This is a genomic window from Hymenobacter caeli, assembly GCF_013294115.1.
GTDB classification, from domain to species: Bacteria; Bacteroidota; Bacteroidia; order Cytophagales; family Hymenobacteraceae; genus Hymenobacter; species Hymenobacter caeli.
Genome location: NZ_JABSNP010000003.1, coordinates 44,380 through 58,484, shown reverse-complemented (window position 1 = coordinate 58,484; position 14,105 = coordinate 44,380). Strand labels below are relative to the sequence as shown.

Here is a 14,105-nt window from a genome sequence, read left to right as displayed (position 1 = left end):
CTATTGCCGCCGGCCCCGGCCGGGCCCCGCGTCGCTAATTATTCTATTTCCCCAGCTCTCATGTTGAAAACATTATTCTTGCTATTGGCGGGCCTCGGCCTGCTGCCGGGCCTGGCCCGGGCCCAGGAAGGCCGCATCACGGGCCGCGTGGTGAACCAGGCCACCAAAGACCCCGTGGCGTTTGCCTCCATCAGCCTGCGCGACGAAGGCACCGGGGCCCTCACCAACGAGTACGGCTACTTCCAGCTGGCCATGCCCGAGCGCAGCCTCAACGACTCCATCGTGGTGCTGGCGCTGGGCTTCCGGCGCACGGCGCTGCGCGTGAAGCGCGGGGCCAACATGGAAGACCTCATCATCGAGCTGCCCAAGCAGGCCGTGGCCCTGGCCGGCGTCACGGTGAAGGCCGGCCAGATGAAGCCCGCCGTGCTCGGGGCCCACACCTCCACGCCCGGCGTGGGCATGATCCAGGGCCTGCCCGGCTCGCAGTACGCGGCCCTGATGAAAAACGACAAGCAGCGCAAGTTCGGCTACATCCGCTCCGTCTCGTTCTACATCGGCGAGAACGGCTTCCCGCGCGAGCCCTTCCGCGTGCGCCTCTACAAGGCCGACGGCAACTACAACGCCCCAAACTCGGACTTGCTGCTCGACAACGTGGTAGTGTCGGCGGCGCGGGGCGGCGGCTGGTTCGACGTGGACCTGAGCCAGTACAACATTCCGGCCCCCGACGAAGGGTTTTACGTGGCGATGGAGTGGATCGTGAGCGGCGACAAATTCTACACCACCAACTTCATGGACAACTACACGCCCTACGGCCAGATTCTGCGGCCCACCTTCGAGTTCAAGGACAGCCGCACCTGGCTCTACGCCATTGGGCGGGGCTGGAGCCTGATTACCCTGGCCAACGGCGGCTCGCGCTACAACGCCATGATTCGGGCCGAAGTGGACGCCAGCAAGTAGCCCACCGGCCCCGGCGGCTACCGCACAGAAAAGCCCGGCGCGCAGCGTGCGCGTCGGGCTTTTCTGTGCGCGTTCTTTCCCATTGAAAAGCCCTGGGTCGGTCTCCTCGCGCGGGGCCCTACCGCACCTGGCTCACAATCCATTCCCGGATAAGCTCCTCGGCGGTGGGCGAGAACGTGGGCTTGCGCTCCCCGTTCACGATGGGCCACTCGCCGGGTGCAGCCTGAAACTGGTGGTTGACGCCCGGCAACCGCTTGGAGTACACCCCTTTGTTGTCGTTGAGCCGGAGCCCGCGCTCCAGCGGCCCCAGGTTGGCGAAGGCCCCCACGGCCCGGTCGGCGGTGCCGTTGAGCAGCAGCACGGGGCAGTACACGTAGTACAGCTTGGCGGTCGGGTCGAAGTCGAGAAAGTTGCGGTAGCGGGCCGACGTCAGGGCGGCGGCGCGGTGCTGGGCGGCGGCTTCGTCGAGGGTCGCATCGTTTTGGCGCAGCAGGCTGGCCACGTTGGCCCGGGCCTGGGCGTTGTCGGGGGCGTGGCGAATCACCTCGAGCAGGTCCTGCTCGCGTTTGGCGGCGTCCGCCAGCACGGCCGTGGTCGCGCCCGCTTCTTTCAGCGCGGTGGCCTGCGCCTGCGCCGCGACGGCGCTGCCGCGCTGACCGTAGGCCGCCAGGGCCACCACGAACGCCGGCGGCAGCTCCTGGGTAGCGGCCAGTAGCGCCACGTTGCCGCCTTCGCCGTGGCCGATGACGCCCACGTGGGTGCGGTCAATCTCGGGGCGGGCGCGCAGGAAGCTCAGGCCGGTGCGCACGTCGCTCACCAGGTCGGCGGCCGACGCGGCGGCCGTGCCCGTGGAGCGGCCCACGCCGCGCTCGTCGTAGCGCAGCACGGCCACGCCGCGCCGGGTCAGGTAGTCGGCCAGCTGGGCCAGGGGCGAGTACTCGTCGCCGCCGGAGGCCTGCGCCTGGGGGCCCGCATCGGCGGTCAGCACCACGGCCGGGAAAGGCCCGGCGCCGGCGGGCACGGTGTAGGTGGCCCCCAGGCGCAGGTTGGCCACGGCGTTGGCCAGGGCCACGGTTTCTTCGCGGTAAGGCCGGCTGAGCGTTGTGCTGGAGGCCACCGGCGCGGCCGGAATGGCCGCAAACGCCAGCGCCATCGGGGCCTTAAAGCCGGGCTGCTGCCAGGTGCCCACCAGCTGCTGGCCGTCGGCCGAGCGCAGGCCGGTGAAGCGGCTGCCGGCGGCCGGCGCGAACAGCTCCACCGAGTCGGCGTGCTGCGTCACCTGCACTTCCATGTGGATTACCTTCTGCATCGGCACGTCCAGGGTGGCAAAGTACTCGCCGTTGGAGAGCTTCATCAGGCGGAAAATGACTTCCAGGCTGCCGCCGGGCACGGCCAGCGGGCCCTTCCAAAACCCGTTGAGCACGGTGGGGTCGGGCGGCGTGGGCCGTCGGGCCGTTGGGCCCTCCGGGCCTACGGAGGCGGTTAAGTCGTTGGCAGCGGCGGCCGGCAGCGCCTGGCCTTGGGCGGCCCCAGCCAATAATGCACAACAAATAGGTAGTACGGGTAGCAATGCTTTCACGGGATTAAATATTAGCTATACTATGCAAGATAATGACGCCAAACGCAACCGTCGCCATCCCGCAATAGCCCGTCCAACGGCCCCCCGGACCCGTCGCGTCCGCTCCATTTCCTGCCCGGGCCCTCCAAAAAACGCCCCTGAATTCAGGAATCAAACTTTTCCGCCCAACCGCTCTTCAGCGGGCCGGTAGGCAGTCTAATCCAACGGCGCGGCGGCCCTTTGCTCAGGGCATTTTTTTCATGCAAAAGGCCAACGAAAAATTTCGTTGGCCTTTCAAATAATTGCGTGGGCGGGGCCACGGGGCCCGCGCCGGGCGGCGGGCTAGTGGTTGCGCACGGCAATTTCCACGCGGCGGTTTTCCTTGCGGCCGGCGGCGGTGGCGTTGCTGGCGGCGGGCATGGCCTCGCCCATGGGCTCCACGCTCACGCGGCCGGCATCGATTTTGCCGGTCGCCACGAGGTAGTTTTTCACGGCGTCGGCCCGCTTCTCGCTCAGGTCCTTGTTGTAGTCTTTGTCGCCGCGCGAATCGGCAAACCCCATCACGCGCACGTCGCTCTTGGCGAAGCGCTGGCCGATGGAGCCCGTGATTTGGGCCAGGGCCTTGGCGGCGCTGGGCTTGATGTCGGACTTGTTGGTGTCGAAGAGCACGGCTTCGTCCACGCTGTACACATTGTAGTCGCCGTCGCCGCGCACCGTGACGCCGGGCAGGTTCACCTCCGTAAATTTCACGTCTTTGAGCTTGTCCTTGCTCACCGTCCAGGCGTTGCTGATGGCTGCACCGGCCGAGGCCATGGCCCCTTTGGCCGCATCGGCCATTTTAGCGCCCACGGTGTCGGCAGAGGCTCCGGTGCGGGCCATCACGGCCGTGTCGCGGGTGGCGTCGCCGAGGGTTTCTTTGGTTTCAGACTTCTTGGTTTCGCAACCGGCGAGGAGCACGGTGGCGGCTACGAGGGAGAGGAAAGGCTTGTACATGGGAATTTTGTTAAATGAATGCTGCCATACGCAAGGCTGGGGACCCGCGTTGGGTTATTCGCTCACAAACACCCGCTTCACCCGCTCGCTCACGTTGGTGAGCAGCTCGTAGGCGATGGTGCCGATGCGGGCCGCCAGCGCCGGCAGCGGCAGCCCTTCGCCAAACACCACGGCCACGTCGCCGGCCCGCGCCGCGGGGATGTCGGTCACGTCCACCATGCACATGTCCATGCACACCGCGCCCACCAGCGGGGCCGGCCGGCCGTGTACCAGCACCGCGCCCGCCCCGTTGCCGAAGCGCCGGTCGTAGCCGTCGGCGTAGCCGATGGCCAGCGTGGCGATGCGGCGGTCCAGGGCCCCGGCCGCGCCCCGGCGGCCGTAGCCCACGGTGGCGCCGGCGGGCAGGGTTTTGATTTGCGAGATGGTGGTGCGCAGCGCGCTCACCGGACGTAGCGCGTTGGCGTCCAGCCCGCTGGCGTCGACGCCGTAGAGGCCGATGCCCAGGCGCACCATGTCGAGCTGCGCCTCGGGGAAGCGCCGGATGCCGGCCGAATTCAAGGCGTGCTTAAGTACGGGGTGGCCCAGGGCCTCCTCCAGGGCCCCCGCCATGCGGCCGAACGCGGCCAGCTGCGCGCGGGTGAAGTCGTCGTGGGCGGGGTCGTCGGCCGCGGCCAGGTGCGTCATGATGCCGGCCACCGGCAGGCGGGCGGCGTGCTGGCGCAGCAGGGCCCCCAGCGCCGGCACGTCGGCCTCCTCGAAGCCCAGGCGGCGCATGCCGGTATCGAGCTTAATGTGAATGGGTGAGTTAGTGAATGAGTGAGTTGATGAATCGGGGGCTTCGAAGGCGGCCAGGTAGGCTTCCAGGATTTCGAAGGAATAGATTTCCGGCTCCAGGCGGTGGCGGCGCAACAGCGCGAAGGCGTCGGGGGCCGGGTTCATCACCAGGATGGGCAGGCCGATGCCGGCCTCGCGCAGGGCAATGCCCTCGTCGGCGTAGGCCACGGCCAGGTAGTCGGCCCGCTGAAATTCGAGCAGGCTGGCCACCTCGTACGAGCCCGCGCCGTAGGCAAACGCCTTGACCATCACCATCAACTTGGTGCCCGGCCGCAGCTGCTGGCGAAAGTGCTGAAGGTTGTGGCCCAGCGCGTCGAGGTTCACCTCCAGCACCGTGCCGTGCTGCTGCGCCTGCAGCGCCGCCACGATGCGCTCGAACCCGAAGCGGCGCGCGCCCTTCACCAGAATGGTTTCGTGGGCGAAATCGGCCGGGTTGAGCTGGGCCAGGAAGGCCTCGGTGCTGGGGTAGAATTCAGTTATGAGTTTTGGGTTATGAGTTATGAGTTGCGGGTTTTCAGTCAAAAGTTGGGGGTTAAAAGCTAAAAGTTCTGGCTGTGCATCGTCGGCTTTTAACTCTTCACTTATAATTTTTAACTTGTTCATCTCCGCAGAAATTTCCGGCCCAATGGCCACCAGGCGGGTCACGCCGTGGGCGGGCAGCAGGGCCCCCACGCGGGCGTAGAGCGCGGGTCCCGTCAGGCCCGATTCGAGCACGTCGCTGAGGATGAGGGTGCGGCGGCCGGGGCGGGCCTGGCGGCCCAGCGCGGCCAGGGCCAGGGCCAGGCCGGCGAGGTCGTTATTATAGGTATCGTCGAGCAGGTACGAATCGTGGCGGCCCTGCTTCATTTCCAGGCGCATGGCCACGGGCTGGAGGCGGGCCAGGCGGCGCTGGATTTCGGCCGGCGCCACGCCGCGGGCCAGCAGCACGGCCAGCCCGTGCAGGGCGTTTTCCACGGAAGGCTCGTCGGCGAAGGGCAGCACGAAATCGGCCCGGGGCCCCAGCGCGCCGGCGCGGGCCTTCACGGCGGTGCGGCCGGCATCGGCCGGCGCCACGCGGAAGCGCAGGGCCGCGCCGGGCGCGTCGTGGCGCGTCCAGCCGAAGCCGGGCAGGCCCAGCGCGGCCACGGCTTCGCGCACCGGCGCTTGGTCGGCGCAGTAGTAGAGGCGCCGGAACCGGGGGCCCTCGAACAGCCGCAGCTTCTCGCGCAGCTTCTCGGCTGCGGAGGCGAAACCCGCGTCGTGGGCCGTGCCGAGGGTGGTGAAGATGCCCTCGGTGGGCTGGATGATGGCCGCCAGCTTCGCCATCTCGCCCGCCTCCGAAATGCCGGCTTCGAACAGGCCCAGCGTGTGCCGCTCGGGGCTCAATTCCCACACGCTCAGCGGCACGCCCACCTGCGAGTTGTAGGAGCGCGGCGAGCGGCAGATGACCTCGTCGGGCCCCAGCAGCTGGGCCAGCCATTCCTTCACGATGGTCTTGCCGTTCGAGCCCGTGACGGCCCACACGGGGCCCGCAAACTGCCGGCGGTGCGCCGCGGCCAGCGCTTGCAGGGCCCCCAGCGGGCTGGCCACGGCCACGAACCCCGCCCCCGGGTAGGCGGCCAGGCCGCCGGGCAGCGCGGCGTTTTCTGCCACCACAAACAGGCGCACGCCCTGGGCGTAGGCCTGCGGCAGGTAGCGGTGGCCGTCGTGGCTGGGGCCCCGCAGGGCGATGAACAGGGCCCCGGCGGGTGGCCCGGCGCGGCGGCTATCCAGCAGCAGGTGGCGCACGGCGGCGGCCGGCGCGGCGGGGCCCTGGAGCAGGTGGCCGCTGAGCAGGGCCGGCAAATCGGTGAAGAGCAAGGGAGGTAGCACGCGGCAAAGGTCGGGGCCCCGCCCGATGTAGCGCGGGCGTGTGTAACGATTGCCCGAGCAGGACGATACTCGCGGCGCTTGGGGTAGCGTGGACGCTGCGAGGCCGCGACGAGCGCAGCGGGTACGACGGTGGCCACCCACTACCACACCGGCACCTGGAGCGAAAGCGCCGACGTGACGACCAAAGACCCCTGCGACTCGCCGCACGAAATCGTGAACGAGATTGAGCGACTCCAGAAAACGCCGCCCTCGGCCGACGAGCTGAAGGGCATCCAGAACTACGAGGGCGGCATGTTCGTGCTGCGCAATTCCAACCCCGGCGGCATCATCAACCAGCTGAATGACCTGGACTTGCAGAGCCTGCCCGATTCGTTCCTCACCGAGCAGGTGAAAAACATCAACGCCGTGACGCCCGAGCAGGTGAGTGCCACGGCCCGCCAGTACATCCGCCCCGAGGCCATGACCATCGTGGTGGTGGGCGACCAGAAAGTGGTGGCCCCGCAAATCAAGAAGTTTCAGGACTCGTTGAAGAAGCCGCTGTAGGGCCCCTATCTTACCCCAGGCCGTCATGCCGAGCGCAGCCGAGGCATCTCGCGTGCAGCAGTAATCCAATCGATTGGGATAGTGCAGCACGCGAGATGCCTCGGCTGCGCTCGGCATGATGGCCTAGCCGCCCAGAAACATCCGGCTACCCGGGCTACCCCGGCTGCACCAACTGGGCTGCCTCTTTGGCCGGGCCGATGGTGGCTACGGCCCCGGCGTTGAAACCGAGGAAATCCGACTCCACACCGTCGGAGAAGATGACGCCCCCGGCCGGCATCAGCGACTCCAGCTGGAGCGGCTGGCCGGGGCGCAGGCGGCCGGCCACCAGGCCGCACTGCGTGCGCCGGCTCAAAAACGGCTCGCGCACCACGAACAGCAGCTCGTCGTCCAGCGGCCGGGGAGGGGCAGCCAGCCGCACGTCGCCGCCCGAAAAGGCTTCCACGGCGGCCGTCATGTTGAAGACGGAGCTGAGCCAGCCCGTGCTGCCGGCCGGCGTGGCCACGATGATGCCCGACGAGGAATGCTCCTCCTGGGCCCCGGCGAAGCTGATTTTGTAGCGCGCCGACACGTGCGAAGCGGCCCCGACGAACAGGTCGTTGAAGGCCAGCAGGCGCTGGCCGTCGTTTAGCACGGCCTCGGCCAGCTGGTGGGTGCGGGTGGGGGCCCGGCCGGCCAGCACGCGCTGCACGGCGGCGCGGCAGGTGTCGGGGCGGAAGGGCAGCAGCACGCCGTCGTAGCGGTCGGGGTCGGGGTTGACGGCCACCAGCGGGCGGCCGCGCACGTACTTGGCGGCGTTGGCCACCAGCCCGTCCTGGCCCACCACAATCACCAGCTGGTTGTCGGCAAATAGGAACGAGGGCAGGAAGGCCCGCTCCACGATTTTGCTTTTCACCACGCCCGTCAGCTCGCGCTGCACCTGCGCCACGGCCGCCGCGATGCGGGCGTGCTCCTGGGCGTACTCCTCGAATTCGGCCGCGCCATCGGTGGCCGTACCGGCGTTGGCGCTGGCTCGGCTGAGGTAAAACCGGGCCTGCCCCGCCGTGTTGAAGCGCTCCAGCAGCGTCTCGTAGCGGGTTTTGGCTTTGACGACGATGGCGTATTCAAGCCGGGCGCTCATCTAGCGGCGGCCGTTTTTGGGCGGGTTCGGGCCGGGGTTGTCGCGGCGCGGGGCCTCGGCGTCGCTGCCGTCGGCGGGCCGGTTGCGGCGGGGGCCCCCGGCGCTGCCGGGCCCGCCGTCGCGGTCCAGCAGGCCGTCGAGCAGGTCGGGGGTGATGTTGAGGGTGCCGATTTTGGCGGCGTTTTCGGCCAGCTCGCGGAAGGCCAGGGCGATGTTGAGGCGCGGGTTGGGGTTGTTTTGCAGGGCCGTGAGCGTGCGCCAGTCCAGGCTCTGGAAGGGCCGCAGGGTGGTTTCGGTCACGTAGCCCTGGGTTTCGGCGGCCAGGCGCTCGTTGGCGGTTTGTTGCTCCAACAGCTGGGCGCGGCTGGCCTCCACGGCAATGTCGGCCTGGATTTGCAGCTCGCGCAGCCGGCGCTCGTTGGCGGCCCGCTGGAGCTGGGTTTCGTTGCGCTTCTCGTCGATCTGCTTGCGCTTTTCCTCCACCGCGATGTCCGTGTTCAGCTCGCTTTCCTTGATGCGGCGCTCCTGCTCCACGGCGAAGTTGCGGCGCTCGTACACGGCCTGGTCGGCCTCCTGCTGGAGCCGCTCGCGGGTTTCGGCCTCCAGGGCCCGCTCCATCTCGGGCGTGGCCCGCACGGCCAGGATGTTCACGCCCAGCACCTCGATGCCCAGCAGCGCCACCGCCGCCGAGGCCCGCAGCCCGGCCACAATCTCGGCCTCAATGGCCTTGTTCGAGCGCACCGAATCCTTCAGGCCCAGGCTGTGCACGAAGGCCGAAGTGGCGGTCTGGGCCTCGTTCACGAGGCGCTGGTTCAGCTTTTCCAGCTCGTTCTTTTTGTAGATGCCGCTGCCGTTTACTGTGAAGTCCAGCAGCTCGGCCAGTTGCTTGGGCTGCGTGATGCGGTAGGTAAGCTGGCCCTGGATGCTGATGCTCTGGTAGTCGGCCGTGGTTTCGTTGAAGATGAAGGGCAGGTCGTTCGAGCCCAGCGGCACCGCCGCGATGGAGCTGCCCAGCGTGCCATAGAAGAAGGCCAGCCCCCGCCCCTCGCGCACCAGCTGCCCGTTGCGGTACTGCATGACGTAGGTCATGGAATCGAACTTGGCATAACTAAGGCCGAACATAAGCAAGGGGTTGAATGCAGCGTGAACCATGCAAAAGTAGCCCTACCGTTCGGCTAACCAACGCCCCCGCCACCCCCGGTCCACCGCCTAACCATAAAGCCGCCCCAAAGCACCAGATTAGCTTTTACGTACTTATAACTTACTGTTCAACAAATCCTTGCAGGCCCGGGGCGGAGTGCCACCCGCAGCCCGGCGGCCACGCCGGGGCCCCTGGCACGGAGGAGCAGGGAATAAATAGCCGCCCCGAACACCTATAACCAAAGTCTGTTTTTAAAATTATTTTATAAGTAGGCGTTATATTTGAAGCATGAACCTGCAACAGCTCACTTACCTCGTGGCCCTGGATACCCACCGCCAGTTTGGCCTCGCGGCCGAGAAATGCTTCGTGACCCAGCCGGCGCTGAGCGTACAGCTGCAAAAGCTGGAGGAGGAGCTGGGCGTGCTGCTCTTCGACCGCACCCAGCGCGGGGCCGAGCCCACGGCCGTGGGCGTGAAGGTGGTGGCCCAGGCCCGGCAGGTGCTGCGCGAGGCCCAGCAGCTGCGCGAGCTGGTGCAGGTGGAGAAGGGCGAGATGGTGGGCGAGCTGCGGCTGGGCGTCATCCCCACGCTGGCGCCCTACCTGGTGCCGCGCTTTCTGGTGGGCCTCACCACGGCCTACCCGCAGCTGCAGGTGCGGGTGGAGGAGCTGCGCTCGGAGGAAATCATGCAGCAGCTCAAGGACCACCGCCTCGACGTGGGCCTGCTCGTGACGCCCCTCGACGAGCGCCAGCTGCGCGAGCTGCCCGTGCTCGACGAGCCATTTCTGGCTTACGTGGCCGCCGACCACCCCCTGGCCGGCAAGGCACACATCGCCGCCGCCGACCTCCAGGCCCCCGGCTTGTGGATGATGCAGCAGGGCCACTGCTTCCGCCACCAGGTGCTGAACCTGTGCGGGGCCGCCACCGACCCCGACGCCCACGTGACCTACGAGAGCGGCTCCATCGAAACCCTGAAGGAGCTGGTGCGCCGCCACCACGGCTACACCCTGGTGCCCGAGCTGGCCGTGCTCGACGAGGTGGACGTGAACCCGCTGGTGAAGCGCTTCGCCGACCCCCAGCCCGTGCGCGAGGTGAGCCTGGTGGTGCACCACGGCTTCGTGCGCCTGCCCCTGCTCACGGCCCTGCGCCAGCTCATCCTGGAGAGCGTGCCCGAGCGCCTGTGGGCCGGGCAGTCGGGGGCCAAGGTGCGCTGGCGGTAAGTGTTTGGGTTGACTAAAAAGTCAATAAGGCGGTCATGCTTCGACAAGCTCAGCATGACCGCCTTGTTAATGCTAATAGCTTCTTCTATAAATTTCTACGGAGTGGCGCGTTGGCTCCGCCCACCGAAATATGCTTAGATTCCGCCGTCTGTTCCGCGCGCTCCTGCCGTGCTTGTTTTTACTGGCGGCCCGCAGCGTGGGGGCCCAAAACCCAGCGGGGCCCCTGGCCATAGGCCAGACGTTCACCCTGCCGTCGAAAGTGCTGGGCGAAACCCGGCGCATCAACGTGTACCTGCCGCCGGGCTACGCCGACTCGGCCGCGCTGCGGCTGCCCGTGCTGTACATGCCCGACGGGGGCTTGCAGGAAGATTTCCTGCACGTGGCGGGCCTGGTGCAGGTGCTGGTGGGCAACGGCACCATGCGGCCGTTCCTGCTGGTGGGCATCGAAAACACGGCGCGCCGGCGCGACCTGACCGGCCCCACCGCCAACCCCGACGACCGCAAAATTGCGCCCCGCGTGGGCGGCTCGGCGGCGTTCCGGCAGTTCATCCGCACCGAGCTGATGCCCGACGTCCGGCGGCGCTACCGCACCACGGCGGAAACGGCCGTGGTGGGCGAGTCGCTGGCCGGGCTGTTCGTGGTCGAAACCCTGCTGCTGGAGCCCGACTTGTTCGACACCTACCTCGCCTTCGACCCCAGCCTGTGGTGGAACAACGCGTACCTGGTGCACCAGGCGGGGGCCCTGCTGCGGGCCCGCCCCGGCCCGCCCAAAACCCTGTACCTGGCCACCAGCAGCGAGCCGCAAATCGTGGCCGACGCCCGGCAGCTGGCCCAGGTGCTGGCCGGCCCCGCCGGCCACGGCCTGGCCTGGCACTACGCGCCCCTGCCGCAGGAAACCCACGCCACGATTTACCACCCCGCGGCCTTGCAGGCGTTCCGCGCGGTTTTGGGGCCCCGGCCCGCCGGCCCGGCCAAGTGAGGCCCCGGCGGCCCGCCGCCGCACTACTGCCCAGCGCCGTAGTTTTGCGGCCTTACCCCGCCCCGCCCGCTCCGCATGTCGTCGTTTGCTTCCTGGTTTCAGCAGCGCCCCTGGGCCTTGATGGTGCTGTGCCTGCTGGTGCTGGGCCCGGCGCTGTTCATTCACCTGGGGCTGCTGCCGCTGCAAGTCGACGAGCCCATCCGGGCCCTGGTGGCGCTGGAGCTGAAGGACTCGGGCAACTACTTTGTGTCGACGCTGCAAGGGGTGTACTACTACAACAAGCCGCCGCTCTACAACTGGCTGCTGCTGGGGCTGTTCAACCTCACCGGCAGCCAGTCGGAGCTGGTGGTGCGGCTGCCCACGGTGCTCTCGCTGCTGGGCTACGCGGCCACGCTGTTTGCGGTGGTGCGGCGGTATTTGGGGCCCCGGCTGGGGTTTGTGGCGGCGTTTGCCTTCATCACCTGCGGGCGGATGCTGTTCTACGACGCCTTCCAGGGCCTCATCGACACGCTGCACGCCTGGGTGACCTACCTGGGCTTCGCGGCCGTGTTTTACTTCGCCGAGAAGGGGCAGTGGCGGCGGCTGTTCGCCATCACCTACGCCCTCACGGCGGTGGGCTTCATGCTGAAAGGGCTGCCGTCCATTGCGTTCCAGGGCATTACGCTGGTGGTGTTTTGCTGGTACACGGGCAATTTCAAGCGGCTGTTTTCGGGGGCTCATTTCCTGGGCATCGGCGTGTTTGTGGCCCTCGTGGGCAGCTACTTTCTGGTGTACAGCCGCTACAACTCGCTGCACGATTACTTCTACACCCTCTGGGACCAGTCGAGCCAGCGCACGGTGGCCGCGCAGCCGCTGCTGAAGTCCGTGCGGCACGTGCTGGCCTATCCGTTCGATTTCCTGGGCTGGTTCGCGCCCTGGACGCTGCTGGTGGTGTGCCTGGTGCGGCGGGGCTGGTGGCAGGTGGTGCAGGCGCACCCGTTTCTCAAGTTTAACGCCGTCATCTTCCTGGCCCTGACGCCCATTTTCTGGCTCTCGCCGGCCACCATTCCGCGCTACCTGTTTCCGCTCATCCCGCTGCTTATCACGGTGATGATCTACTTCTACGACCATTTCCAGGCCCAGCGGCCCTGGCAAAACCGGGTCGTGGACGGCGTGCTGACGCTGGTGCTGGCCGCGGTGGCCCTGGCGCTGCTCGCGCCGCCGTTCATCCCGCGCATCGCCGACGTGCCGGGCCTGTACGGCAAGACGGCGCTGGTGTTCGGGGCCCTGGCCGCGCTGGCCTACCTCTACTACGCGCTGCCGGCGCAGCGCCTCGTGACGCTGTGCGCCTACCTGCTGTGCCTGCGGGTGGGCTTCAACTGGTTTGTGCTGCCGGCCCGCTACAAGACCAACGCCGTCGTGCCCTACCGCGCGGCCAGCATCCGGGTGGGCCGGCTCACGAAGGGCCAGCCGCTGTACGTGTACAAGGGCAGCCGCCTCGACAACGACGAGGCCTTTTACATCACCCGCGAGCGGGGCACCATCACCCGCGCCGCGCCCGCCCCCACCGACCCGAACGCCTACTACCTGACCGAGGACTGCTACCTCAACGGCCGGCGCTACCACCGATTTTTCGACTTCGTAATTGACCGCCAAATCCACCTCAACCTGGTGAAGTTTGACGACGCGGAGCCGGCCCCGGGCACCGGGCCGGGCAACTGCCCCCCTGCCGATTACATCGACCCAAGCTACCACCGTTAAGTTCTTAGCCGTCAGACTTATCTTTTAAAAAACACATCAAGAAAGCCGTCGTGCCGAGCGCAGCCGAGGCATCTCGCGTGCCTCGTTGCATGGATTGGATTACTGCCGCACGCGAGATGCCTCGGCTGCGCTCGGCACAACGGCTTCGGAATTGCTATTTGTCGCAAGTAGCTGACAACGAGCAAATCAATACCAAGCACCAAGCACCAAAAAATGCCCCTCCTTTCCCGCCACCCGAAGCTGCGCCACACCCTCGTACTGGGGGCCAAGCTGCTGTTCGTGGTGGGGGCGTTCTACTTCGTGTTTCAGCACATCGGCGTGCGCGACGTGCGGCGGGTGCTGGCGGCGGCGCGGCCGGGGTGGCTGGCGCTGGCGGCGGGGCTGTTCGCGGCGTCGAAGTGGCTGTCGGCGCGGCGGCTCAACTACTTTTTCCGGGCCATCGGCGTGCCGCTCTCGGAGGGCGAAAACCTGCGCCTGTACTGGCTGGGCATGTACTACAACCTATTTTTGCCCGGCGGCATCGGCGGCGACGGCTACAAGGTGTACCTGCTGCGCCAGCGCTTCCCCGGCAAAACCACGGCCCTGGTGCGGGCCCTGCTGCTCGACCGCGTGAGCGGCGTGCTGGCCCTGGGCGTGCTGGCGGGCGTGCTGCTGGCCTTCGTGCCGGTCGTGCCGCTGCCCTGGCGAGGGCTGGTGCTGGCGGGGGTGCCGGTGGGCGTGGCGGCCAGCTACTGGGCCAGCGGCCGGTTTTTCCCCGAGTTCCAGCCGTTATTCGGGCGGGCGGGGTGGCTGGGGCTGGGCGTGCAGGGGGCCCAGGTGCTGTGCGCGTGGGCCATCCTGGCTGGTGTTGGTACTACAAGCCACGCGCAGGCAAGCAATGCGGACGTAGCGGCGCACACAGTGATTATCACAAGTCTTACGGGGCATATAGTGGAATACCTGGTGGTTTTTCTCGTCTCGTCGGTGGTGGCGGTGCTGCCGCTCACGGTGGGCGGCATCGGGGCCCGGGAGGTCACCTTCGTGCTGGGGGCCCGGGTGCTGCACCTCGACGCGGCGGTGTCGGTCACGGTCAGCCTCACGTTCTACCTCATCACAGCGGCGGTGGCCCTGCCCGGGGCGGTGTTCAGCTTTAAGGGCCCGGCCGCGCCCGCGCCGTAGCGGCCGGGGGCCGCCG

Annotated in this window: 11 protein-coding genes; 6 read left to right on the top strand and 5 right to left on the bottom strand. The window is 67.6% G+C overall.

Translation table 11 applies throughout. The features are described from left to right. The first annotated feature begins 60 nt into the window (after nt 1-60). On the top strand, nt 61-957 hold the full coding sequence (locus HNP98_RS03730; RefSeq protein ID WP_173808716.1) for a carboxypeptidase-like regulatory domain-containing protein: 897 nt from the start codon (nt 61-63) through the stop codon (nt 955-957). 118 nt (nt 958-1,075) lie between these two features. Here HNP98_RS03730 and HNP98_RS03725 read toward each other — a convergent pair whose 3' ends face one another. The 3 genes from HNP98_RS03725 to alr all read right to left on the bottom strand — a co-directional run bounded on the left by HNP98_RS03725 (nt 1,076) and on the right by alr (nt 6,193). Then, nucleotides 1,076-2,494, bottom strand: a complete 1,419-nt coding sequence (locus HNP98_RS03725) for an alpha/beta hydrolase family protein (protein WP_173808715.1) — start codon at nt 2,492-2,494, stop codon at nt 1,076-1,078. Nucleotides 2,495-2,857: 363 nt separating this feature from the next. Further along, nucleotides 2,858-3,508 carry an OmpA family protein gene (locus HNP98_RS03720; RefSeq protein ID WP_173808714.1) on the bottom strand — a complete coding sequence of 217 codons (651 nt, stop codon included), beginning with the start codon at nt 3,506-3,508 and terminating at the stop codon, nt 2,858-2,860. 54 nt (nt 3,509-3,562) lie between these two features. Continuing rightward, nucleotides 3,563-6,193 (bottom strand): alanine racemase, encoded by a 2,631-nt coding sequence (gene alr, locus HNP98_RS21750; protein ID WP_317171038.1) that lies wholly within the window; start codon nt 6,191-6,193, stop codon nt 3,563-3,565. Nucleotides 6,194-6,322: 129 nt separating this feature from the next. Between alr and HNP98_RS03705 the strand changes: the two genes are divergently transcribed. Further along, on the top strand, nt 6,323-6,736 hold the full coding sequence (locus HNP98_RS03705) for a M16 family metallopeptidase (RefSeq protein WP_173808713.1): 414 nt from the start codon (nt 6,323-6,325) through the stop codon (nt 6,734-6,736). A gap of 154 nt (nt 6,737-6,890) precedes the next feature. Here HNP98_RS03705 and HNP98_RS03700 read toward each other — a convergent pair whose 3' ends face one another. Further along, the gene (locus HNP98_RS03700; RefSeq protein WP_173808712.1) at nt 6,891-7,853 is read right to left on the bottom strand and encodes an NAD(+)/NADH kinase; all 963 of its coding nucleotides are present in this window, start codon (nt 7,851-7,853) and stop codon (nt 6,891-6,893) included. Beyond that, nucleotides 7,854-9,005 (bottom strand): SPFH domain-containing protein, encoded by a 1,152-nt coding sequence (locus HNP98_RS03695; RefSeq protein WP_246274960.1) that lies wholly within the window; start codon nt 9,003-9,005, stop codon nt 7,854-7,856. 277 nt (nt 9,006-9,282) lie between these two features. On the opposite strand from HNP98_RS03695, the gene HNP98_RS03690 reads away from it, so the two are divergent. The 4 genes from HNP98_RS03690 (at nt 9,283) to HNP98_RS03675 (ending at nt 14,089) form a co-directional block, all read left to right on the top strand. Beyond that, nucleotides 9,283-10,212 (top strand): LysR substrate-binding domain-containing protein, encoded by a 930-nt coding sequence (locus tag HNP98_RS03690; protein WP_173808710.1) that lies wholly within the window; start codon nt 9,283-9,285, stop codon nt 10,210-10,212. Nucleotides 10,213-10,342: 130 nt separating this feature from the next. After that, nucleotides 10,343-11,191 carry an alpha/beta hydrolase gene (locus HNP98_RS03685; protein ID WP_173808709.1) on the top strand — a complete coding sequence of 283 codons (849 nt, stop codon included), beginning with the start codon at nt 10,343-10,345 and terminating at the stop codon, nt 11,189-11,191. 75 nt (nt 11,192-11,266) lie between these two features. After that, complete coding sequence (locus HNP98_RS03680; protein ID WP_173808708.1) at nt 11,267-12,931, top strand: ArnT family glycosyltransferase; 1,665 nt, start codon at nt 11,267-11,269, stop codon at nt 12,929-12,931. Nucleotides 12,932-13,144: 213 nt separating this feature from the next. Continuing rightward, the gene (locus tag HNP98_RS03675; RefSeq protein ID WP_173808707.1) at nt 13,145-14,089 is read left to right on the top strand and encodes a lysylphosphatidylglycerol synthase transmembrane domain-containing protein; all 945 of its coding nucleotides are present in this window, start codon (nt 13,145-13,147) and stop codon (nt 14,087-14,089) included. Nucleotides 14,090-14,105 lie beyond the last annotated feature (16 nt).